Source organism: Paenibacillus sp. yr247, from assembly GCF_900103825.1.
Taxonomy (GTDB): Bacteria; Bacillota; Bacilli; order Paenibacillales; family NBRC-103111; genus Paenibacillus_E.
In genome coordinates, this window is sequence record NZ_FNIF01000009.1 from 1 (window position 1) to 22,220 (window position 22,220).

Below are 22,220 nucleotides of genomic sequence, written 5' to 3' on the forward strand. Positions count from 1 at the left end.
ATATCTCCAACGGTAACGTTTGGAAACTTGAACCTGGAAATTTTGGAATCTCCAGGCGTTAATACGAGGTAGGATAGATCATAAGTCCCTGTAGCGATCGTCATATTGTTTTTGTCGTATATTTGCACCGTAAACGAGCTTTCCCCATTAACTGTAGCGTTTCCAGTATTATTTAAGCTACCTAATACCAGCAATTCGTTGTTTAAATATCCCATGTCTTTGATTTCTAATTGAATGTGACCCACAGGATCGGCAAAAACAGTCGATTGCATAAATAAAAGCGAAAAAATGAATGCGAACACACTTAACGAGACTTTGGACATTATTGTTTTTCTCATCTCAAAATCATCCTTTAGTTTTATTTTTTACAAGATTCGACAATTAATTTGGAAAATCCTTCTTTGTATTCAACCATTTAAAGGAATTATAAAATAAACGAAAATGAAGAAAGGCTCTTTCACGAATTTAGTGTTCGTGAAAGTCGGTTTGAAGTGACGGATATTGGATTGGCGTTCTTTCTCGCGGTGATGTCGGCACTTCTCAAGCACAGCACCCACCTTTCAAACCTCCCTACTCAATCAGGTTTACCTACACCACCTATTCATTTTGTTGTTTAGAGAAGCTTTTTCATTCTTTTTTTAGTTTATTATCATGATGCAAAACTATAAAAACACCATTATTTTTTCTTCATCATCACAAAAGCATTATACGTAGATAGAAAGGTGTAAAACATCCAAGGATAGTAAATTCCTACATCATAATCAGCGTGCTTCAATTTATTATTGTGTCTAAGATCATAATTGTTCAGCAGATTAAAGATATCGGAAGTTGCTTTTTTGTTGAACTCCTCTAACTCCGTTCGAATATATTCAAGAGCTCCACCGATCTCAATTAGAGCCGCCTTCTTATCTAATTCCGATGCCCCATATTTCAAGAAACTTTTAGCGGCTCGTCTAATTCTCTTATCGACGTTTTCCTCTTCACCGTACTGAATTGGACTATCAACTAAACCTCGAAACTCTTCCTGCACTAGTTCGCGTATTGTACCGTCCTCAAGCAATTCCCAACCACTACCATACCGGGCGAGATGTTTGTTAATTTTGCTTCTATATACAGATTGCGATTCTGTAATATTAAATTCAGCAAATGCAGGTCCAAGTCCAAATTCATCCACAATTGTTTTTAGAGTCACATTATCATGAAGCAACTCAATTGCGTCAAACAAATCAACTTCGGTATAATTAGGCTTCAAATTGTAAAATGGATCAGAGATACGCCGTCCTAAAACAGCTAATGAATAATTCTCAAAAGTATTCCCCATGCTACCTTCAACTGTTCGCCCGAAGTTATCTTCGTACCCGAAGAACTCCTTAAAATAATCTTTTTTAGTCAATTCATTCACAATGACAACAAATACTGTGCTCAGCTCTTTAAGGCTTAATTTTTCTTTTTCAATTCCAATGCGCTCCGAATAATACATTCTATCAGACATTATCACTCACTCATCCTTTCAAATACTGTTACCCATTCATATAACACGCGTTAAATTTGAGCCGTGAGCGTGAGTCTTCGATTACAGATCCTTATACAATTTATATATGGGAAGGTCTTCGTATAACTCCTTCTTTTCTCGATCAAACTGCTTAAACGCTACATTCGCCTCCATTTTGTTCTCCAGTAGGACGTTAGCGCAAAATAAAAGTTCCATATTATCCTGTTTAGTCCCCTCCAGTTTTAACTGGAAGAGAATTTCAATATCCTCCTCCGCAAGGCTACCATTTAAGCGTTTTTTTATTTGAAGTCTGTTAATGATTTTTACCGGATCGGGCGGATTCGAAGATTGAGCTCTCTGATACAAATGATCGGCCACATCGAGCAGATCAGCATTTCCGCTTAAGTCAAAAGCGTTTATACATTTGAGACAAAAATGATTAGTCCAGTTAGAGGCAGCTTCAGTTTCATAAGGATCAAAATGATCGAACGACCTCTTTAATATTTCCGGGTTTAGATTTACCGATTGCGCCAATGTATCCTCACTAAGTATGGAATAGACGCTATGCGGGAAACCTTTATCTCCAGAATCAGGGTGGATATCAGTGCGTAACTGAAGCATATCCTCTGCATAGCCGTTAGTTATTAGCACATCCCCTTTTGGATTATAAAATACGAGAACCGACTTATCCCCTAGTTCCACGTTAATAAGTTTGGCACTTTCTGGATTCTCAATGTTGATTCCTACTAATTTTTTCTGTTTAATCGATTCTGACAATAAGTGTAAAATCAAACCGAGATCATCAGTATCCTCTGCTTCATTAAAAACTGTATGTTCTTGAATCCCTAAATGTTTAAAAAGATTCGATGCTTCTTCAATTTCTTGATGAAGTTGCTTTACATTTTGGAGCTCAGTTTGTAATTGTTTGCCTTGAGTAATTTCAAATAAACCGCCTGAAAACTGCACGGGATGGCCAGCAAACATATCAAGGAGGAAAGGAATGACTTGTAATTGTGCGGCTAGAGAATGAAAGCCTAAAAAACGGAAATGAAACATCTTCTTGCTCTGTTCGATTGTAATAGAGAACACTTCTTCAAGAACGAGGATTGTTTTATCTTCTTCAACGGATATTTTCGTATGAAGATCATATGAATGCCCGTTAACAGTGAACCTTATTACACCTGACGTTCCTAAGGACTGGATTCTACCAATATCTAGAGGTATTCGAGTGTCATTCGCCATACCATAGATGGTAAAGTCGTGCTCAAAGACTGAGCTCGTCCTTAAATGATGAGGATTATACGTTAAACTAGAGAACGTATATGCTTGGAAAGAGTCCGCAGGGAACAGATTGTTCTTTACAAGGACTTTGGGTTGATACTCTTTCTCTGTTAGAAACTTTCGACAAATTGAATAAAGATTCGTCTCCTCAAGTGGACGTAATTCTACGGATTTGGTCTGTTGGTGACCGTACTTCTCAATGATTCGAGTGAGTTCCATCCCTAAGAGTGATTTATAAAATATTTTAGTCTCACCTGTCATCTTAACTTCAACGACGAGCAGCAAGGCGCCGTCGCTGTTTAGATAATTTCTGTAATGGGCCATTTCCAACGGAAACGTCCGAGTTCCTTCGTGGAATTGGTCCACCAAAGTACCTTTTACTTGTACCGGAACGATTCCTACCAACGATTCCTTTTTCTCCGATCCATCCAGAAATACAGATATGGATCCGTCAAAGGATATTCCCTTATCACCGACAGGAATATCTGCATTCAAGTACGAGCCTGGTTGATGTGCCGCAGCTGTGATTGCACCTACAGCTATGCGCTCTATTTGTGAATTGGACAGCGTCATGTTTGCCATCTTCCTTTTCTAATGGGATAATTTTTCCAACATTTTCATTGTACAAAATCTTCAGCACATCTTCAAAGGGGTGATCGATATCATAATTACCTCATTGGACTTCATTTAATAACAACGTGAACAAAAAAAGAGCAGGATCTCCCCCGCTCTTTAAATTATAGCCTCCTACTCTTCCCTATTTATCTGCTCTTAGCAAAAAGTTTTTTAAATTATCGAGAGTAACGGCAAATGCAACATTGACCATACTCTCCACCCAAAAGCGATGGGAGTGGATTGTGATGAATTTAAAAATCGATCAATTTGATTTGCTTCTTTTAATGAAAGTTTTGCTCACCTACCGGTCACCCGATACCATGACAAACCCCTTCCTATTTCGTCTAGGCCTATACGTGTAAAGATGCAGGTTAGGTTTATGGCGCTGACCGTAGGGAAGCTGGATGCCGTAGGCAGCCATAAAGCTTCAGAAGATCCTTAATCACAGTCACTTCTTTGCTGCTTTCATACTGCGTAGAAGCGGGATACAACGAAGTTTAACGTCATTAAATGTATGTTAATTTGTAACATTGGACATCTACTTAGTAGTATCAATTCTCATAAACATGTCTCCTTGAAACTCAGAATATGCTTTATTTTTCTTTTAAAAAAAGGAGTAGTTCATGGGATCAGAAGAAAGTCCAAGTCTTCCACTGCTAATTGAGCAAGAATAAGTTAAGTACATTTAAAAATATGTGTTTCCAAAATCATAACTGACATCGAGAGTTTCATTAGTTTTAATTTCAATTCTCTTCAATTCATGCTTATTAGATTTCAATCTAAATGTCGAGAAATTATCCCAATCTTTCATTAGTGGTTTCAAAACACTAGTGACATATTCAGATAGATTTTCGTTTAGATTTCTTCTAGTTTTTTCTGACACAATAACAACATAGTAGCTACCTGCGGGTACCGAGTTTAATTCATAATTTCCGTAACCATTCGCTTTCACATAATTTAACTTCGTGTTTTCTGGTATTGAACCGATCAATGTAAACAACTTAGCTTCGCTCTCTGTGATACTATCACTATCGAAGTCTGTAGGGATTAAATAGATCTGGGCCCCAACATCCGGTTTTGTTCCAATGAAATTATTATATTGCCAAGTTACTGTTCCCTTTAATTTACCAGTACCATTAATTTCGAGTTGAGGTCTTGTAGGTGTCGTCACAGGTTTATCGGTATGTGGTGCTACAGGACTATCTAGCAATCTTTTCAAATCTGCCTTTGCTTCATCAACTGCTGATAAAGTTGAAACTGTTTTGAAGTTGGGATCAGCACCATTATCAATGAGTATTTTAACTACTTCTGTAAATCCACGTCCTGCTGCAAATAGTAAACTGTCCAGCCATTTTCATCGGCAACGTTAGGTTTAGCTCCAGCATTTAAAAGTAACTTAACTAATTCAGGATGACCAGTTGAGCCAGCGTTTACATCACTAGATGCTTCCATCAAAGGGGTTCCACCTGTTTTATCTTTTAAGTTAGGATCAGCACCAGCATTCAGGAAAAGCTCAACCATTTCTTTGTTATGATGAGAAGCGGCTAATGACAATGGAGTCCATCCCCATTTACCACCGTCCTGAACATTCACTTTGGCGCCGTTGCTTAGTAATATTTTAGCAGAGCTTAAGGAATTACCAAGTGCTGCACTTATTAGTGGTGTACCTCCGCTACTATTTACTTCATTAACATCAAGACCACTACTTATTAATTGTTGCAATACTGTTACATCATCAGCAGAAGCAGCATCATGGATAGTAGCCTTTTTATCTACGTAAATGCTGATGTTTCTTCGCTTTCCATCCCATATTACACTTCCTCCACTTATTTCTGTCACAAATCGTAACGGGATAAATGTGTTACCATTAATAATTTTAGGCGCTTTTTCTAGATCACGACTAACTCCGTTTACTGAAGCAGACTTGTTGCCAATCGTCAATTTTATTTCTAGATTTTTTTTAGTCCCTGTAACTTCTTGCCGATCCGAATCCCATTTAATATTCAAACCGAGCTTCTCAAAAATTGGTCTGAATTGAACTAAAGTTGTACCTTCTTCATTGATTGGGTCTTCATTAAAAGTAATGTGGCTATCATCAACATAAACATCAATAGCCGCAAAAGCATTGCCTGGAACTATTAATGTTACTAGTAAAATGAGAGATAATGCTGCGGTAATTATCCGATAATTCATACTGGAAAATTCCTTCTTATCATATTTTCTAATATAGCATCATCCCAAGTATTACTCAATTGGAATTAAAACTGAGAATCCCGCTTGATCTTTCTTCAGCGAGGCGTTAGAGCGTTACTCCATGAACATAGTGCGGCAGTCCATCCGCTCGCTCATAGATAATTCCCCAAATGAAGCGCTCATCCGCCGCGGACCGGTGGAGCCACTGTCAGTGTGCATGACATTAATGTCGGCGATGGGTTGATCGTAAGACCTGGGTAAAAGAGCACAATGGACGGCGTGATCCTATCCTCTAAGCTCCTCGACCATCAACCAGGCGGCCATTACAGGTGGGTTAGTGCCTGTAATGAAAACCGCCATTGACGAAGTATTTGCAGGCCCGCTCAATGAGGAAGGATTGCTGAGGTTCGAGTCATCAAGACCGTCGAGAACATGGGATTGAGGAATGTCCTTGCCTTGCATACTTCTTCTCCGACGTCAAAGGAGCAAAAAAGAACGGCGCGGCCCCCGTTCTTTACCACTAAGTCTATGAGAGTAGAAACTTTAAAATGGCGTACAGGCGATTATAGGAGGGTCATAACATCACCATAATAAAGCTAAAATTTTAATAGTCCCTGCAATTAACAAAATACACAAGCAAACAGTTCCGACATTACCTATTAACCATGCTGCTCGATCGTGTCCACCATTCATCATCCTCTCAACTCTTCTTGTATCCTGCTCAAGATTTCCTCTGTACCTAACCCATTACTTTGATACCTCCGCCATAACTGAAAGAAGCTTTCCTTGCCCATCCGATACCCATGCTTGTATCCCTCGCCATAGATCCCAGCACCGTGCGCCTTCTCTGCTGCACGGAGCTGCTTAGGCTTCTTCTTCTCGCGTTTCGGTTTGGATGTCATCAACCTCATCCTTTCGATGGGCAATAAAAAAAGCACTGCGTGAGTGCTCTCAATAATCTAGCTAGATTTCTCGATTATTCTTGGACGACATTCATGCCATACTCGTATTAGATAATCTTGATTTTCCCTCGCCCATCTCAAGATCACTGTTTGTGAGTGGATAGGTATTTTGCCGCCAATTAATATTGGGTTTTCTATCCTAAACTTAGCCTCGTACCGATCCGCTGTTACATGAAAATGTGGAGGGTTATGATCATTTGTATAAATTTCAAATATCATATTTTTCACCCTTCCAACCACTCTCTTTGTCGGTCTAAACTCAGTTTTCATGATGAGACTAATTGAAGGGTTTGCCTTTTTCCTTGCAATTTTCAAACGTTGACGTTTTGTTCCATTTAATCTATTGAAGAGGTCATCCACAATCACTTCTAATAATTCCATGCAATCGCACACCTCCAACCTACATTTTCCAATAAAGGACGAGGCTTGTCTAATCAAGTTTTGATAAAGACCTAACTGATAAGATTTCATCTCTCTGTTCTAATGATACTTCCATGAATTTATTGTAGTAATCTTCAATGTCACTGCTTATATATTCCCTATTTTGTAGGATGGGAGACAAGCCTTACCTGCTTACAAAGGAAATACAATTCCATCATCGTTCTTCGTTTCGAACAACTCTTTAACATTTGGGATTTGAGCAAAGAGTTCCCTAATGCCTGCGTGATTCACCAAAGCATAGATTAACGATTGTCTCATATAAACAACTCATTAAGGTTTATGTATACGAATTAAGAAGCATCATCATAGGTTTTGCTCTTTTTACCCTTTTGTTTGAGCAATTCATTTATTCGTTGAATTTGTTCCTGTGTTAAATGTTGCTTCGGCATATAGGATTTGATAGTACTAGTTAAAGCTCCAACCTTAACCGTTCTAAAATGTGGGGAATTTCCTTCGACTCTGGAGTCAGGATGAGTGAAACATATAATGCCCAAGACATCCAGATCCGTGAAGCCATGAGATTTTAAAAAGTTTCGCAACACGTACTCATGTCGATGCATTTGAGCAATTGGATCATCATGAATCTCCCCATGGTCTCGTTCTGTTCCTCTTTCAGTAAAACTTATAGTGCCAAAGTAGTTCTTGGAATCAATGTGAAAAATACCGTTTTTCCCTATCACGATGTGGTCAAATTCCTGACTTTCCTCACCACCGGATAAATAAATTCCATTGAAAACTTCATATTCGTCTCGAATAAATTTTAAATGATAAGCAGTTTCTTCTTCACCTATTTTCCCTTTATTTAAACTTCTTTGATCTTTATTCATCTCTTCATTTTCTTGAGGATAATGGTCATGAGCAAATTGCTGGTATCGTATTAAAGTTTGTTCTAACTGATCTAGGATAGCTTCCATCTTATTCAACTTATTTTTATAACCACCTGATCGTTTGTCAGTGATTCCGATTATATATTCCCAACTCAGGTCCTGAGCTTGAGTCAAATGATCATGCAAGTAGCCTCTTCGCTCTAGTCCATCTTTATGCAAATCTATCCTTTGACAGAGTTCAAAAATAGAAGATTTTAGCCACGACATCATGCTTACTCGATTCAAATAATTCCTTACTGCAATTGCAAATACAATAATGATAGTCATGATTATTATAAATAATAATGGAGGGTGGATTATAAGATAACGAATAAAATTAAAAATCATTTTTTGTGGACTCCTTCCTTGCAATTTAAACGAGTTCAATCGTTGAATATATACGACCCGACTAGATTTGTATTTACACCGATCGCGGCCTTACTTCCCTCGCCTACAGCTATGATTACCTGGGAAGGTGCCTGAAATCTCTAAAATGGATCTTTGATTAATGTGTTTTTTACTAAAAGAGCGTTTGCTGCTGGGAGCGATCCTCAACGATTAATACCGGCGAGTTGTAATTTACGCTGCGAGTATAAGATTTCACTCATTAAAATTTCTCCTTTAGATATACTTCATATAAAAGATTCATTTCAAATACTTCTTAAATTAGAAATAACTTCAAATATCTCTCCACACTTGACAATTTTATCTTTGTAGATTATTGAAAATTCATCAATCGAACCAACAACTCTAACAACATTTCTAGCATCGATCACAGTTCTTATAATCTTACCCTTTTTCCTTCTAAGTAGTTTCCATCTCAAATTGTACGGTGCTGCGTAATGATCTAAATAGAACACTTTGCCTTGAGGATATAGATAATTATCACCCATGTAATCATCGCCTAGCTGCTCAACAAAGTTTCTTGCGTCCGAAGTATATCCGCTGCCATGATATGCGCAATAATCATAAACTAAATCCCACAGATTATCAGATGCTTCTTCTCCTGATAAATCAAACATCGCATAATTCTTAATAAAATCATCTCTGTTTTCGCGGCATTTTTTATTGAGTAGTTTCTTTTGCAATTTATAAGTATTATCTTTTTTTCCATAAATTTGAATATAACTTCTACTAACACCATCAACTCCAAAAATTTCTTCACGGAGTTGATTATCATTTTTCCATGTCAAAGCTACTGGAATTTTATTAATTACAAATAGTGGCATCTGAATAACTCCCAACTTCCTTATAAAAGACATCGTTTTATTCAAAACGGTTTCGAAATCATTCTCTATTGGAACTCTGAAATTAATTCTTTGATCAATTCCCATTTATTAAGATATAATTTTGTACTTTCGACTGTAGGTATGAATTTATAAAGATTTTTTCTTTTGTTTTTAGTTGGTTTTAGAACCTCTGTCGGAACAATATAATATTGATTTTTATCGAACCAGTAAGCGATTAAAAAATCACACTCGTTTTCATGTTCGGACAATGTGAAGTGCGGATTACTCTTTGCATTTTTGGCAGTCGAATGTAATCTCTGTCTTGTTTTTACTTCAATTCGTATTTTATTATGTGGAGGATTTTTGTGACTGTTGATCAAAACAATATCGCAACCTTTATCTTCTAAATTCTGATAAACACTCCATTCAGGAAATTCAGTTAGCATTACATATAAGCGAAATAAAACCGCATTTTCCCCAATTATTTTTAGAACATCCTGCATTCTTTGGGGTAGTCTATCTTTCTCATATTGATCTTCCATAAGTTTTTCCCCCATGATGGATTGAAAGAATTGTTTTAATCGCATTTCCTCAAAGCGCGTATTACTTCCACAATTACCTTTATCTCTTTTTCGTTCAGGAGAATCCCGTCTAAAGTGACACTACTGTCTAGGAGATGTAAATTGGAGAGTTCGAACTGATTCTTCCCAGTTTCCTGCGGATCTAAGAATCCAGCTTTTTTCAATAGTAGCTCATAGGGATAATTAAAGGCTTCAGATAAACGCCTTATAGTATCTGTAGAAGGCCGTATTGGAGTTCTAGTCCTTGGATCTTTACCTCTCTCTAAGTTACCTATATAAGTGTAACTAAGTCCAGAAGCTTCTCCTACATCTCTCAAAGATAACTTTCGTTCTTTTCTTAATTGAAGGATAAAATCTGCAAATTCCTGTAGTACATCTACCTCCTGCAACAAAAACAACTCCTATGAAAGTATTATTTCATCCTTAATAATTATAGCCCTCAACGTCTAGTTTATTTTTCCAATCGCTTAACGTATCATATAGAAATTTGGCAGTATGAGTTGGCAGTAACTCCTCTCGCCAGATCTGATACTCATGTATGTTATCCTCCACTTCAAAGACCTTCATTTAATTATCCCCCCTGACTTGAGTTTGAGTGACAGCTAGTGGATTGTAAAAAGCCCCTTAGTTCATTTGAACAAAGGGGCTAATATGTAATAACCTATTTAACCATCTTGATGTCCTCTTCAATCTTTCCTCGAAGAATTACTGTTCCGTGTGTTGCTTTTGTAAGGGCCGGCTTATTCGAATGTTTGACCTTGCGAATGACTATGACGCGACTTCTCTTTTGCTTGCTGCCAAAGATTCTATTAAACAAGTTTACCATCTCGAATCGCCTCCTTTATCTATAGTTTACGACAAATTGTACCAGCTTGTCCATATGGCCAAGCATAGTGAACGGTCTGACTATCTGCTCCCATTCTTCAATATGGGACTCTACATCGATCGAATTGGCAATAGCTATTAGGCAGCCCAGCCGAAGAGTCCCATCATTTCTGAAGAATAAAAGTGTATCGGAGTCTGTATGGTCAAAGTGCTCCTTCACTTCTTCCCATATCGGATACGTCTTCTCTGTCTCTAAGAACTTGTCTATTGCCTTGTGGTCCATTCTTTCTTGGTCAGTAGAGCAAGAACGTCCCCATCTCCAACTTGTGAGTTTATTCTTGCCTCGGTTATTTACGACCAATACTGCTCGAGCCTCAGATGGCTGGATTTGAAAAAGATTACAAACATCATCAATAAGTGCTTGAAATAATCCCTCAATTTTATCTGCTTTTTGTTCCGTTGGTGCCTGCCGATTGTTTACCGTTTCCTTGACCTCAGCGATCATCTTTGCATAGTTATTGCGGGAGCGGTAAGGTTCCTCATTTGGTGCTTCTGATTCCGTTTTCTCTTTTTTATACAAGAGGGCAGAAATGAAAGCTAGTGGTGACGCATAAAGAATGAGAAGCACAACGAATTTGGCTCGCCCTGCAAGCGTACCCTCTGCTTTCCATTCAACCAAAAGTTTAAACGGCTTGGTCAGAAGATCGTTAAGAGCGAATAGCTCTTCAACAAAAGCCGGCCCCATAATAATAAGAGCGCCGATAAGTATTCTGCCGGGTATAGTTCCGATCAGGGCTCGTCCCAATTTTCTCATCATCTTGTTTTGCGTTCCTCCTCCGTACATCTTTACTATACTAAGGAATGTTCTGGCAGGCAATAATAATAGCCCCTAAGTTACAGGGGCCATTTGATCACTGCTTCCCCCGTAGTCGGATTGTACCATGTGAAGCTGAGGGGATTGGTTTATTTACTTTTAAGTCTATTTCGACCATTTCACGGCCATTGGAGCTGCGAATTACCTTTCTATCAGTAACGCTAAGATATGACTTACTCTTTCTTTTTTTTCCGAACATGCTAATCACTCCTTATGATAAGCATGTCCACTAATAGACTTATATAAACTTGATGGATCGGAGCACCAAGCGACCTCATTCATAATATTTCTTCCGTTCGTAAAACTAAGAAACAATTTTACTTTCAATCGACTCAATCCACGCTACTTCCGACACTCGAAAAGCAAAATCATCGAAAACGAGTAACTCGTCGCCTTCTAACCGTTTTTTCTCGAAAAAGTTGACTAGCGATTGCAAGTCAGGATAAGTTGAAACATGGCCTACCCCTTCTTTACCAGATTTCAAAACGATTCGTATCTGGAAGCCTTCACCTTTGTTTTTTTCCTCTTTTTTTGTTCTTTTAGTTTTTCTTTGGCTCACAGTGTTATCTTTTTCCAGATCTGATTTTATTGCAGATGCAACCGCTGAATGTATTTCGTATCCATACTCAGCTTCACTGAGTATTTCCATCTTAATGAAGAGGTGAATGCACTTTTTTATCTCCGTCCCGCGAATATTCGTACATTCAGATAACTTCTCGATTGTTAAATTCTTGACACCGATCTGATACATAGTTATCAGCAGTTGTTTCTGTTTGGCACTAAGATTGAAATTATAAGCATGCATTACTGCTGCTACTTGGGATACCAGCCGAGAATTTGGGTTTGCTTCTATGGCATTCTTTAACAATGCCAATCCATCTTTTTGAAACCCCAAAGCAATTTTCAATAGACCCGAGTAATAAAGATAAGTTTGATCTTTTAAATCTACAATCTCGGGAGGATCCTGAATAAACTCTCCTGCCATTTCAAATTCCTTCAACTTCAACATGGCGTTCAGTATAACGTAATAATAGATCCCTTCATCAAGAAATTCATGATCGTATAGATTAAGCAAGCTCCTAGGTGGCATGTCTTGGTAATTTCTCGGAATGTACCATTTCATGAAACGATCTCGTTTACTCAATTCTTTATAAAACAGCATGTTACTTGTTAATCCCCAATTTCTTTCTCTGACTAGGTAATCGGTACATATTTTTGGCCTCATTCGGCAATCGGAACAAATTCTTGTCATCGGTTAATGACAAGAATTTGTTCCGATAAAATAAAAAAACCGTAGTTTCTGCAATTGTTTATCGGTCTATATTCTTGACACTCGACATGAAAAATGTGTTGTTGTTCTGTTGTCGACTACTTCTGACAAGAACTTTATGTTCCGTCTGCCTTGGATGCACCACTTTGATCCAGATGGTTTATAAGTGTTTTAAAGAGTTCGAATTGATTCGATTGCTGGTCTGTTGCTTTTTCATATTCAGAATTGAAATACGGGGAATGCTCCCAGTGATTCAGTAAATCAACATACGCCCATCGCAGAATTAATATCTATCCTCATATGGATGAGGGTCATAAGAGCGATCATTATTTTCTATATACGTAAGCGTCAAACCGTACACACCTGTCTATCAGCAAAAAAATCTGCCACAATGAATCCATCAAACGAAAGGATGGATTCGCATTGAAGAGACGTTGCAGGAAACTTGGGCCCAACCTATTGCTGCCTATCAGGCAAGCGGTCAGACCATGAAAGCTTGGTGCGCGGTAGCGCAATCTAATCAGGAACTCGTTGATTCTCCGCCGTCTACATGCAACACCTGACCGGTAACAAAACTGGAGTCATCCGATGCTAAGTATACCCAAGTAGGCGCTAACTCAAAAGGCTGTCCAGGTCGATTCATTAGGTTGTTGCCCATACCCCACAGGGCTGTCTCATCACTGGTCATACTTGACGGGATTAATGGTGTCCAAATTCGTCCTGGTGCGACTGCGTTAACCCTAATACCTTGCTTGATTACACTACTTGCAAGTGCTCTGGTGAAACCTACTATAGCAGCTTTACTTGCACTATAGTCCAGCAATAGTTTCTGACTGCCATAAGCAACTACTGAAGTTGTATTAATAATAGTACTGCCTGCTTTCAAGTGGGGAAGAGCTGCTCTTGTTGTATAGAAATGAGAATATACATTAACCGTAAAGATTTCGTTAAATTGCTCATCTGTAATATCGGTCAGCGAATTTTGCTGAAATTGGACGCCTACATGATTCACAAGAGTGTCTAACTTTCCAAAAAAGTCAATTGTGTTTTCCACGATATGAATGCAATGCTGCTTATTACGCAAGTCACCTGGAAGAAGAAGACAACGCTGTCCTAATTGTTCTACGCACGTTTTCGTACGGTGCGCATCCTCATGCTCATCCAAATATGAAATCGCCACGTCTGCGCCTTCTTTAGCAAATATAACTGCGATAGCAGCTCCCATGCCGCTATCCCCGCCAGTAATCAATGCCACTTTCCCTTTTAACTTTTCACTACCTTTGTAATGAGGATTTTCAATGATGGGGCGAGGAACCATGAGTTGTTCTATTCCAGGCTGACGAAGCTGCTGTTGCTCTGGAAAATGAATCGGAATTTCTTCATATTTCGTTATTTTCCCGTAGCTCGGATAAAGTGGGAATGGATCATTTTTTTTATTCTGCTCAAACCATTCCTGCAGCGCTCGAATTTCGTTCTCAATATTGTTATTGTTCATTGCGGAAAGGTCCTCCTCAGCTTTCAATTTCACATAACCTATGCTGTCTTGGCAAAAACTATGCCCTTCACCATTTATCGAACTTCGAGGAATCATTTGGGCCAAAATGAAATAGAATGTATCACACATATCTAGAACAAGGAGGAATACTCTGATGAGGAGGTTTATTTTCAGTCCCCAAATAAGGACGTTACTCATTAATCGTTCAAACGAGAAAGTTACGATGGAATACATGAATTTCTCGTGGCCAATGCCTGTCATTACAATTAGACCACCCTACTATGCGAATCCCCGTTATGAGCCAGAGTACCCCCTAATTTAAGCATGTCTAGTAATTCGATTTGCACAATAAGAATATCGCGATTGGTGATGATGGAGGAGCGTGTTTGAGATTGGCCGAGTCTGAGTAAGGTGTATCGACGAGGGAATATAAGATTTTGTGCCGGCCGTCCAAATATGGAAGGTCTTTTTTTATTTCCCAGCACACCAACCGAGCTTGATCAGCGTTATATGAGTATAGGCAAAGGAGAGCGAATCGCGCCAACTTTCATTTGAAGGAGCGGATTGCTCAGATTCAACCGGTTCGGGTGTCACTTGTACATGAAGCCAAGTTGCATTGCTTGAAACGTGAGCCTGTATAGATCCAGAAGTAGTGTCAATTCGTTTCATCCACGTATAGAGTGGCCTACATATCCTGAGAACGACTATCCCATGGTGTTTGAATGTGGGTTGGGTTTGACGTTTACCTAATACTGATCCATGTAGTCGTCCGAACAATATTTCGTTCCTTTGGCATCAATAATATATCTCTCATCCGTTTCCTTTTTACATTGGGTACAATTCATTTTATTTTCTCTCCTCGTAATCAGCATTGGTGAACGAGAGTATGGCACAAATGTAGACTGTTCAAGCTTTCATGGATTTTCATTATGCAACAAAATTATTATTGTGTTGTCTGGGGCTGAAGCATAGATCGTAGTATGTAGTCGACTATCTTCATTCTGCAATCGAATGTCCATGAATGGTTCGTGCCTTGACTAGAACCAGGGGGTACTAAAAATTAATGAACTACTCGCCTTTTCCCCAGAACCTCTCTGCTGTACCTCTCCTAGGCATTTGCTTTCATTTACGAACTTCTATAAAACTTGAATTTTATCTATAATGGTGAGTTACTACTCACGTCGAATCCTGACGAACAGAAATGGCTCCCTGACATCGCAATGGCGGATAGATATATCCTTTGGTCCAACACGCGGTATTGTGTAATATCAGTCACCCATTTCTGGTTTGGCTTTTCAGCCGTAAATTCACGGTTTAATAGGTTTTCTGCAACGCGTCCATCGGAAACCGCGACTTGGTAAGCAGTAGGATGGAATCTCTTACGTCTAATAATGGCTCTTAGTCCCATTTCTTTCATGAGTCGATATACTCTCTTATGGTTAACAAGTTCACCGTATCGACGTTCTAGTTCCATTTGTATCCTACGATACCCGTATGTACCCTCGCGTAGATCATAGATAGCTTGTATTCGGTCTTTGGTTATGCGATCACGGTTCAGTTGAGACGTGTGTAAATACCGGTAATAGCCGCTCCTAGATACTTGCATGACCTCACAAATCCTTTGCACTGTATAACCAGATGCCATCTGTTCTACGACTTTGAACCTGCTTCTTTTTGTACCTCCTGTATCCAGATTTCCAAGCACTTTTTTAGCATTTCATTCTCCCGAGTAAGCTTCTGAAGATGTCTGTCTTCATCCTTGTATACTTCACGTCGTCCTCTATTATCCATAAGACCGTACTCGCCAAACTGCTTATACTTACGCATCCAGATCTTAACACGATCATGATCTTCTATCCCAAGCTCTTCTGAAATCTGACGTTTCGTCATTCCTTCTAGCTTCATTTTAATAGCTTTCAATTTCAGTTCTTGGCTGTACGTTTTTAACTTCTGTCCCTTTGTCGCCATGCCAAACACCCCCTAAAATAGTTTAGATTAACCCAGGGGTTTTTTCTAATGTCTATTTTAGGGGGTGCGTTCTTTGTCCGGTGCTTCCGGTACAAGAAAGATAATACCATCTATTTCCAGACTTGTATATATATTTTTATTAATACAGAATAATTGCCCTTGCATAGAAGATACGTCTTTGGTATATAATAAAAAAACACAAACAAATGTTCTTATTTTGAGGTGATTAAATGAGTGTCATTACAAAAAATGAGACAGACGAGGATGTTCAATTAATCAAAGAGTATACGTTGCTTCCTATATTGCTTGATATGTTAGCGCGGGATTCCGAGCAGCTCAAAATTTACAAAGATAAACTTGTATATAGTCATGTTCTGTTTTACTTAAAAGAGGTAGAGAATGCCATCTATCCTGAATTGCAAAATGTTAAGAACTATATGAAAAAGCGAGACATTAAGGTACTGAATACATCGACCACTTCTTTAGGAATTAATGTTGAATATAAGGTCCGCGGTTACATCCACCATTTTACAATGCTTCGAAGCTTAGTAAAGGCTGAACTTATGACAACACTAATGAAAATGCGGAGGTCGTTGTAATGGTAATGAGAGAAAAAAGTGATCGCACTATCTACCTCTCAGATTGCCAATCTTTTTACGCAAGTGTTGAAAAGGCTACTCATCCAGGACTTGAAAATCTCCCAGTTGTAGTTGCTGGGGACCCGGCTAGAAGATCTGGAATTATTTTGGCGGCATGCCCAATCGCTAAAAGCTTTGGGATTACTACGGCTCAGCGTCTTGGAGAAGCACTTCAACTTTGTCCGGATGCCATTGTAATGCGTCCGCACATGCAGCGCTATATTGATGTTTCACTTGCGATTACGGATATTTACAAGGATTATACTGATCTCGTTGAGGTGTTTTCAATCGACGAGCAGTTCCTTGATGTTTCAGGTTCGCTCCATCATTTCGGCTGTAATGCTGAAGAATTAGCTTTGCAAATTCAACAAAAAGTAGCTGCTTCAATGAACATACGAATTCGCCTCGGAATCGGTCCAACGAAGATATTAGCGAAGCAAGCGACTGACAATTTCGCAAAGAAAAACCAAAGTGGAATTTTTACACTTGGCAAGGAAGATGTTGAGCGAGTGTTGTGGCCACTCAGTGTTGATAAAATGTATGGTGTCGGCTCACGCATGACTAGACACTTCGTAACCCTTGGAATGACGACCATTGGTCACGTTGGTAGAACCCCACTTGCAACCCTAAAGCAGAAGTTTCGGGCGCGTTTTGGGAAACAATCTGACATTCAAGCAGAAGTTATGTGGCGTACTGCTAACGGGCTTGATGATAGTCCAGTCACACCAGGTACTTTCGATGTAGCCCCGAAATCAATTGGTCACGGAATGACATTACCGCGAGACTATACAACTGCAGAAGAGATAGATATTGTTCTACTGGAATTGACGGAAGAGGTTTGCCGTGATGCACGAACAAAAGGCTATACGAGCGGGACCGTTCATGTTTTCTGCATGTGCTCACCATACGATGCACCTACTGGGTTTAGTCAGCAGCGAAAGATGCCTTTTACAACGAACAATACGTTAAAAGTGTTTGGATCCGTTCGCGAGATATTTCATCGCAATTGGAATGGTCATCCCGTCCGTAAAGTAGGAGTTACGCTTGGATCACTCGATGATGAGGAAGTAACTCAGCTAGATCTCTTTGAGGACTTGACCAAACTGCGGAGACTCGATAGTGTCCTGGATGGAATAAAAGACCGCTTTGGTAATACGGCCATCATTCGAGCATCTAGTCTTATGAAAGCAGGATTAGCAGCTGACAGGGCTGGAAAAATTGGAGGCCACTATAGATGAGTAAGAAACTAGAACATAACGGTTTATGGGAGTCTAGTCGGATGATGCTTCCTCAACATAAAGAATCTGCAATAAGAAACCATAAAAAGATACACAGAATTGAGCGACTAGTTCTGGACGAGCAAGAAGTACATCGTATCTCAGCCACGCTCAGCCGTTCACAAATGTATAAGAAAATAATTCAAGTAACAATATACGATGATTACACGCCACGGACATTAACTGGTATTGTGACAAGCAGCCAGCACAGTGAATTCCGATTGGACACTGTTGATCCGCTTAGTGGAGTAGCAGATTGGGAGTGGATCAGTTATAAAGATGTGTTGAGGGCTGAACTGAGCACAGTGTGGGCAGAAGAGGAAATGATCGAGCATTGAAGGCAAGAAGGTTGTTAAAATGCTCATTATCACAACCACAATAACGTTACTGTTATCATGAGTGGATTCGTTTTAAAGATTTGATAAAGGTGGAGCTTAGTGAATGTGAATGGGTGGAATAAAGCAAAGGGAGTCCGATCTCGGCGCCCTTTGCTTTTAATACGCTCCATGTGCTCAACGTCTTTTCCTTTCGGAATAAAAAAATAACTCTTCAGGTTTTTCTACACCTTAGGAGTTATGATCAATTAAACGGCTCTTTTACGTAGCTGTAGTTGTTAAAATATTCCGAGAAATTTAGACCGTTTCTTATTAGTTAACTGTGCAGCAGCGATATAATGTCTCACATCGAAGGATAACTCGGGGTTCTTTTCTGACAAATCTTGGAGTTGTTTAAGGAAATTGTCCCTTTCTCCCTTCGACTTTGCGGGATCAGTTGCCAATTCATAAAGTTCGAGTGCCCTATTCTTTATTCCCCTAATTTCTTCCTCACGTTTCTCTTGGCGTACGTCTCGAATAGATATCATAGCTTGTGTAAATAAGGTCTCGAACTCTCTATATTCTGGTTTTGAGCTTATAACCTCTCGGATAAGGTTTTGCGCCCTTTCCCTTTCTTCTAGTGACTTATTGCCGTCTATGGCCGTATGAAATAAGTCCAGTACCTTGCTTCGAGTTTGTTGTATATCTCTTGATTTAACTTCTTCCTTAGCTAACCTAATAGAATCCGTCAAGGATTTTTGATACAAATCAATAATCGGCAGCTGTTCTGGATAATCTACTTTCAATTCAGCTAGCTTGGCTAGGAAACTCTCCTTTTCTTCTATTGATGTTGCTGTGGAGATTATTTCATCGGAGATCGTTTTAAGTTTCTTATATAGTCTCTCTGAAGCATCGTTAGCATCTTGTAATGCCTTGATATCGGGTAAAGCTAATGACTCGATTTTACGATTAACAAATCCGTAGAGTTCTGAACGTACAGCTTCAATTTCATCTTTTATTATTACTTCAATTTTAGCAAGAGCTTCGAAAAACTGGTCACCAGGCGGCACAGCAGTCTTTTCTGCAGGGGTAAAGCGGTTATGGTTATATAATAGCTGTTTTAGCTGAGGAAGCGTGTAATCGCCGCCCTCGCCTGTTAAGCCGTCGATCATCTTCATCTTAAACACCGAGATGTAGTTAAACTTATAAGTCACCTTACTTCCGGATTCCAAAACAAGCGGATTAAGGTATTCCATAAAGTCTTTCCGTTTATTGCGCACATTATATTCTGGAACTTCAATAATATCAGCTGCTTGTTGTGTAGAATAAGTAGCATCCTTATCCATCAAAAGGATCCTATCTGTAAAAATGCGAACTAACCAACCTCTCTTCTTGTATATTTCGTACAAGGATGAAGTTTCATCAAAGGCATCTATTATCAACTCTTTCATTTCGGCCATTTTTGCTTGATCATCTGGTGAATAGATTACATTTTCATGAGAGCTGCTCATATAATGCACCCCTTCCTCGTATAAATCGATATACTTGCTTTATTTTAAAGGGTTTTACCTACTAAAATCAATCCGATTACCACCGATAATCGCAAGTTATCGCTATATTTTAAGTGCAATTTATAGAAATGTAAAGGAATTAAGATATATTAATGTAGATTGATATAGATTCAACGCGATTAGTTGCGATTAATAGAGATTAAAAACATACCGATAAACAGCGATTAATCCATCTAATCGCTTTATTTTTCTGTAATTTTAGACTTATCGCGGCTAATCGGGAGCGATAAAAAGCGATTAGTGTGTAAAATTTCACGGATTACCACTAATCGCTCCTAATCGGTGCCTATCAAAGGTGATTTAGCGATTCTTGCATATATTATGGCCTTAAGTCTGCTTTAAATAGAGAATAAATAGATGAGTGTGTTTGAATCTAATATTGTACAGCACAAATAGCCGGTCGGTTCGTCAACCTTCACAGCCAGGGTCATAATCCTCACAATTCACTTTTAAAGGGTTAATATGTAGAATACCTGTGCGCGCGCATATTCGTAGACCCTTCCGACCAAGCCCGTTTCCGACCTCTTATAGGGTCTGGCTGCTTGTGCACCTCCGCTTCTCCCGGGTTTACAACTGAATCAGAGGTTTGCCATTAGCTTCAATTTGGTTGCCGATCTTTCAGTCCTTAATTCTAGTATTCCCGATTTAGTAGTGTTATATACCATTTTGATAGGGGACCATGGGTACTACTGTCCGGAAATAGTAAAGTTTTAGACTGAAGCAGCCTCTGTAAACACCAACTTCGGCGACCGACTCGACCAACTGAAAGTCCTAGACTGCCTTTTGTGTTTTTAACAGTCAGTCTAATTGCCGACTCAATAATAAAAAAGCCACGTTAGATCAACAATTCTGTCTAGTACTTTATTTTCACTGAACCACCACTACGTGTGTTTATTTCTTTTAAGCCATATTTAGGGCTGGAACATGTTATGGAATTGAAGCGATTCGATTCAGTTACTGATTCAGTTATTGATTCAGTGCATTTCAAAATAAAAATCCCCCTATCTCTGATTGATAAGGGGGGAGTGGAGGAGTTCCTATTTAAGTATAGAAAATGGATCTAAATCATCATTTTTAATTTGCTTAGTGCTGGCAACTTCAGAAGCGGCCGCGAATGGATCGTCTGAAATTGAACCCGTCTGCTCAGATTGCTTCTTTCTCGTAAATCCACTAAGAGCTGAGAGTGCGCTGTCTTCTTGACCTAAGAAGTCCTCGGCTTTTTCTTGGGCTTCTTTTGCCTTTGTGACCAGCTGATTCACTCTGTTTGGAAACCCTAGACCTGCAACGATTGTGTAGATGGAGAGATCCTCACCTTTAGGATCTTCATAAGCGGCAACCGGTTTTTCTGTAGCCATTGGGGATAGGCCTTCAATGGTAGTCTCAATCGAATTAATAAAGGACATAGAGAAAATACGTTTGGCTGTACCAGGATGGGCTACCATACTTACAGCAACTCTAGCCGCTTTACCTAAGTTATATCCATCGGACAAAGTCCCTCGTTCGATGGATCTTTTGAAGTCAGGTAAGAATGTCGCTTGATTTGCAGTATCAATTGCATTGGATGCAAATTCTAACTTACCGATCGAGATAAGACCAGGAGTTTTCAACGTATTCAGCAGCTCTGAGCTATCAAAATGATAACCGGCGATGGGGTTAAAGCTCGCGGTTACTACGTTGATTTCATGGAGTGCAGTCGCTATGTACTTGTTGCTGTAATCAAGATATTCGGAAATGCTGGCTTGTGGCTGCTCTTTAATAAAGTCATTATAGAGTTTTTGGTTGTCGACTGCGAGGATGCAGCCTAGATTATTCATGGCTTTAGCGAGCATTTGAAGTCTATCCAGAGCATTCTCAATAACGGTAGTGCCCTCGTTATCTCTTGGAAGAGTAATCATGAGACCACAACGATCTTTAAATCCATTTGCATAAAGCATTCTTATTGCTTCAAGGATACTTCCCGTACCAGTGCCACCGCCAAGTCCACCAGTGACCCAAACGAAATCTCGATCGGCAAAATGTTCTATTGCTTCTCTCTGGATAATGTCTCTATGCTGCTTGAACGCAGCTTCACCAATCGCGATATCTCGGCCGGCACCTTTTTCAAATCCAGATAGCTGCATCTTACGGACGTTGCTATGCTCTTTAAATTTACGCATATCTACTTCATTGGTATTGATCAAAAGAGCCGTGTACGGATTGTGGCTATTCGTAATCTGAGTTCGAATTGTGGCGCATTCATAAGCGATTGAACAACCACCCATTCCTAAACCCAAAAACCCAAATTTCAAGCTAAGACTTAAATCATTTCGTAACAATACGTTTCTCATT

24 protein-coding genes and 1 pseudogene are annotated in these 22,220 nt (G+C 39.3%); 4 read left to right on the top strand and 21 right to left on the bottom strand.

Translation table 11 applies throughout. From position 1 onward, the window contains the following. The 6 genes from BLT91_RS16625 to BLT91_RS16645 all read right to left on the bottom strand — a co-directional run. On the bottom strand, positions 1-338 hold a 338-nt coding region (locus BLT91_RS16625), incomplete at its 3' end, for a hypothetical protein (protein WP_141225006.1). A 69-nt stretch (positions 339-407) separates the two neighbouring features. Further along, positions 408-557, bottom strand: a complete 150-nt coding sequence (locus BLT91_RS31680) for a hypothetical protein (RefSeq protein ID WP_175532341.1) — start codon at positions 555-557, stop codon at positions 408-410. 119 nt (positions 558-676) lie between these two features. Beyond that, complete coding sequence (locus BLT91_RS16630; RefSeq protein WP_090822889.1) at positions 677-1,492, bottom strand: hypothetical protein; 816 nt, start codon at positions 1,490-1,492, stop codon at positions 677-679. Between the two features lie 81 nt (positions 1,493-1,573). Further along, complete coding sequence (locus BLT91_RS16635) at positions 1,574-3,346, bottom strand: DUF4365 domain-containing protein (RefSeq protein ID WP_175532342.1); 1,773 nt, start codon at positions 3,344-3,346, stop codon at positions 1,574-1,576. Positions 3,347-4,073: 727 nt separating this feature from the next. Next, positions 4,074-4,607 carry a hypothetical protein gene (locus BLT91_RS16640; protein ID WP_090822893.1) on the bottom strand — a complete coding sequence of 178 codons (534 nt, stop codon included), beginning with the start codon at positions 4,605-4,607 and terminating at the stop codon, positions 4,074-4,076. 83 nt (positions 4,608-4,690) lie between these two features. Further along, the gene (locus tag BLT91_RS16645) at positions 4,691-5,581 is read right to left on the bottom strand and encodes a stalk domain-containing protein (RefSeq protein ID WP_090822894.1); all 891 of its coding nucleotides are present in this window, start codon (positions 5,579-5,581) and stop codon (positions 4,691-4,693) included. A gap of 97 nt (positions 5,582-5,678) precedes the next feature. On the opposite strand from BLT91_RS16645, the pseudogene BLT91_RS32905 reads away from it, so the two are divergent. Then, positions 5,679-6,013: pseudogene (locus tag BLT91_RS32905) on the top strand (cation-transporting P-type ATPase); the annotation flags it as partial. A 260-nt stretch (positions 6,014-6,273) separates the two neighbouring features. Here the strand turns inward: BLT91_RS32905 and BLT91_RS16650 are convergent. From BLT91_RS16650 to BLT91_RS16700, 13 genes are all read right to left on the bottom strand, one after another. Further along, positions 6,274-6,483: a hypothetical protein gene (locus BLT91_RS16650; RefSeq protein WP_175532343.1), complete on the bottom strand. Its 210-nt coding sequence runs from the start codon at positions 6,481-6,483 to the stop codon at positions 6,274-6,276. Positions 6,484-6,540: 57 nt separating this feature from the next. Continuing rightward, the gene (locus BLT91_RS16655; protein WP_175532344.1) at positions 6,541-6,924 is read right to left on the bottom strand and encodes a DUF4160 domain-containing protein; all 384 of its coding nucleotides are present in this window, start codon (positions 6,922-6,924) and stop codon (positions 6,541-6,543) included. A 350-nt stretch (positions 6,925-7,274) separates the two neighbouring features. After that, on the bottom strand, positions 7,275-8,198 hold the full coding sequence (locus tag BLT91_RS16660) for a nuclease-related domain-containing protein (RefSeq protein ID WP_090822900.1): 924 nt from the start codon (positions 8,196-8,198) through the stop codon (positions 7,275-7,277). A 302-nt stretch (positions 8,199-8,500) separates the two neighbouring features. Next, the gene (locus tag BLT91_RS16665) at positions 8,501-9,079 is read right to left on the bottom strand and encodes a hypothetical protein (protein WP_090822902.1); all 579 of its coding nucleotides are present in this window, start codon (positions 9,077-9,079) and stop codon (positions 8,501-8,503) included. Positions 9,080-9,144: 65 nt separating this feature from the next. Next, positions 9,145-9,621 carry a hypothetical protein gene (locus tag BLT91_RS16670; protein ID WP_090822904.1) on the bottom strand — a complete coding sequence of 159 codons (477 nt, stop codon included), beginning with the start codon at positions 9,619-9,621 and terminating at the stop codon, positions 9,145-9,147. 35 nt (positions 9,622-9,656) lie between these two features. Next, complete coding sequence (locus BLT91_RS16675; RefSeq protein WP_175532346.1) at positions 9,657-10,049, bottom strand: helix-turn-helix domain-containing protein; 393 nt, start codon at positions 10,047-10,049, stop codon at positions 9,657-9,659. Between the two features lie 34 nt (positions 10,050-10,083). Further along, positions 10,084-10,227 carry a hypothetical protein gene (locus BLT91_RS31685; RefSeq protein WP_175532347.1) on the bottom strand — a complete coding sequence of 48 codons (144 nt, stop codon included), beginning with the start codon at positions 10,225-10,227 and terminating at the stop codon, positions 10,084-10,086. 94 nt (positions 10,228-10,321) lie between these two features. Beyond that, complete coding sequence (locus BLT91_RS31690; protein WP_175532348.1) at positions 10,322-10,486, bottom strand: hypothetical protein; 165 nt, start codon at positions 10,484-10,486, stop codon at positions 10,322-10,324. Positions 10,487-10,501: 15 nt separating this feature from the next. Next, complete coding sequence (locus BLT91_RS16680; protein WP_090822908.1) at positions 10,502-11,302, bottom strand: hypothetical protein; 801 nt, start codon at positions 11,300-11,302, stop codon at positions 10,502-10,504. 361 nt (positions 11,303-11,663) lie between these two features. Continuing rightward, positions 11,664-12,482, bottom strand: coding sequence for a hypothetical protein (locus BLT91_RS16685; protein ID WP_141225008.1), 819 nt, complete (start codon positions 12,480-12,482; stop codon positions 11,664-11,666). 667 nt (positions 12,483-13,149) lie between these two features. Next, entirely contained in the window at positions 13,150-14,124 is a 975-nt protein-coding gene (locus BLT91_RS16690) for an SDR family oxidoreductase (protein WP_254776990.1), read from the bottom strand. Positions 14,125-15,280: 1,156 nt separating this feature from the next. Continuing rightward, on the bottom strand, positions 15,281-15,730 hold the full coding sequence (locus BLT91_RS16695) for an IS3 family transposase (RefSeq protein WP_175532349.1): 450 nt from the start codon (positions 15,728-15,730) through the stop codon (positions 15,281-15,283). Between the two features lie 44 nt (positions 15,731-15,774). Next, on the bottom strand, positions 15,775-16,092 hold the full coding sequence (locus BLT91_RS16700; protein ID WP_141225009.1) for a helix-turn-helix domain-containing protein: 318 nt from the start codon (positions 16,090-16,092) through the stop codon (positions 15,775-15,777). Positions 16,093-16,322: 230 nt separating this feature from the next. On the opposite strand from BLT91_RS16700, the gene BLT91_RS16705 reads away from it, so the two are divergent. The 3 genes from BLT91_RS16705 to BLT91_RS16715 are packed head-to-tail and all read left to right on the top strand — an operon-like array spanning position 16,323 to position 18,345. Then, on the top strand, positions 16,323-16,691 hold the full coding sequence (locus BLT91_RS16705) for a YhjD family protein (protein WP_090822914.1): 369 nt from the start codon (positions 16,323-16,325) through the stop codon (positions 16,689-16,691). A gap of 5 nt (positions 16,692-16,696) precedes the next feature. Continuing rightward, the gene (locus BLT91_RS16710; RefSeq protein ID WP_090823192.1) at positions 16,697-17,968 is read left to right on the top strand and encodes a DNA polymerase IV; all 1,272 of its coding nucleotides are present in this window, start codon (positions 16,697-16,699) and stop codon (positions 17,966-17,968) included. Further along, positions 17,965-18,345: a YolD-like family protein gene (locus BLT91_RS16715; RefSeq protein ID WP_090822916.1), complete on the top strand. Its 381-nt coding sequence runs from the start codon at positions 17,965-17,967 to the stop codon at positions 18,343-18,345. Before BLT91_RS16710 ends, BLT91_RS16715 begins: the two co-directional genes overlap by 4 nt. Positions 18,346-18,620: 275 nt before the next feature. On the opposite strand, the gene BLT91_RS16720 is transcribed toward BLT91_RS16715, so the two are convergent. Together BLT91_RS16720 and BLT91_RS16725 are read right to left on the bottom strand one after the other, a co-directional pair. Beyond that, the gene (locus tag BLT91_RS16720; protein WP_090822918.1) at positions 18,621-19,832 is read right to left on the bottom strand and encodes a hypothetical protein; all 1,212 of its coding nucleotides are present in this window, start codon (positions 19,830-19,832) and stop codon (positions 18,621-18,623) included. A gap of 1,097 nt (positions 19,833-20,929) precedes the next feature. Further along, entirely contained in the window at positions 20,930-22,219 is a 1,290-nt protein-coding gene (locus BLT91_RS16725) for an FtsZ/tubulin family protein (protein ID WP_090822920.1), read from the bottom strand. Position 22,220 lies beyond the last annotated feature (1 nt).

Coding starts and splice junctions, on each gene's coding strand:
- BLT91_RS16670 (WP_090822904.1), bottom strand. CDS start 9,621: ATGGAAGATCAATATGAGAAAGATAGACTACCCCAAAGAATGCAGGAT.
- BLT91_RS16665 (WP_090822902.1), bottom strand. CDS start 9,079: ATGCCACTATTTGTAATTAATAAAATTCCAGTAGCTTTGACATGGAAA.
- BLT91_RS16720 (WP_090822918.1), bottom strand. CDS start 19,832: ATGAGCAGCTCTCATGAAAATGTAATCTATTCACCAGATGATCAAGCA.
- BLT91_RS16680 (WP_090822908.1), bottom strand. CDS start 11,302: ATGATGAGAAAATTGGGACGAGCCCTGATCGGAACTATACCCGGCAGA.
- BLT91_RS16685 (WP_141225008.1), bottom strand. CDS start 12,482: ATGAAATGGTACATTCCGAGAAATTACCAAGACATGCCACCTAGGAGC.
- BLT91_RS16695 (WP_175532349.1), bottom strand. CDS start 15,730: ATGCAAGTATCTAGGAGCGGCTATTACCGGTATTTACACACGTCTCAA.
- BLT91_RS16715 (WP_090822916.1), top strand. CDS start 17,965: ATGAGTAAGAAACTAGAACATAACGGTTTATGGGAGTCTAGTCGGATG.
- BLT91_RS16645 (WP_090822894.1), bottom strand. CDS start 5,581: ATGAATTATCGGATAATTACCGCAGCATTATCTCTCATTTTACTAGTA.
- BLT91_RS16660 (WP_090822900.1), bottom strand. CDS start 8,198: ATGATTTTTAATTTTATTCGTTATCTTATAATCCACCCTCCATTATTA.
- BLT91_RS16630 (WP_090822889.1), bottom strand. CDS start 1,492: ATGTCTGATAGAATGTATTATTCGGAGCGCATTGGAATTGAAAAAGAA.
- BLT91_RS16655 (WP_175532344.1), bottom strand. CDS start 6,924: ATGGAATTATTAGAAGTGATTGTGGATGACCTCTTCAATAGATTAAAT.
- BLT91_RS16710 (WP_090823192.1), top strand. CDS start 16,697: ATGAGAGAAAAAAGTGATCGCACTATCTACCTCTCAGATTGCCAATCT.
- BLT91_RS16690 (WP_254776990.1), bottom strand. CDS start 14,124: ATGAACAATAACAATATTGAGAACGAAATTCGAGCGCTGCAGGAATGG.
- BLT91_RS31690 (WP_175532348.1), bottom strand. CDS start 10,486: ATGGTAAACTTGTTTAATAGAATCTTTGGCAGCAAGCAAAAGAGAAGT.
- BLT91_RS31685 (WP_175532347.1), bottom strand. CDS start 10,227: ATGAAGGTCTTTGAAGTGGAGGATAACATACATGAGTATCAGATCTGG.
- BLT91_RS16635 (WP_175532342.1), bottom strand. CDS start 3,346: ATGACGCTGTCCAATTCACAAATAGAGCGCATAGCTGTAGGTGCAATC.
- BLT91_RS16650 (WP_175532343.1), bottom strand. CDS start 6,483: ATGACATCCAAACCGAAACGCGAGAAGAAGAAGCCTAAGCAGCTCCGT.
- BLT91_RS16705 (WP_090822914.1), top strand. CDS start 16,323: ATGAGTGTCATTACAAAAAATGAGACAGACGAGGATGTTCAATTAATC.
- BLT91_RS16725 (WP_090822920.1), bottom strand. CDS start 22,219: ATGAGAAACGTATTGTTACGAAATGATTTAAGTCTTAGCTTGAAATTT.
- BLT91_RS16700 (WP_141225009.1), bottom strand. CDS start 16,092: ATGGCGACAAAGGGACAGAAGTTAAAAACGTACAGCCAAGAACTGAAA.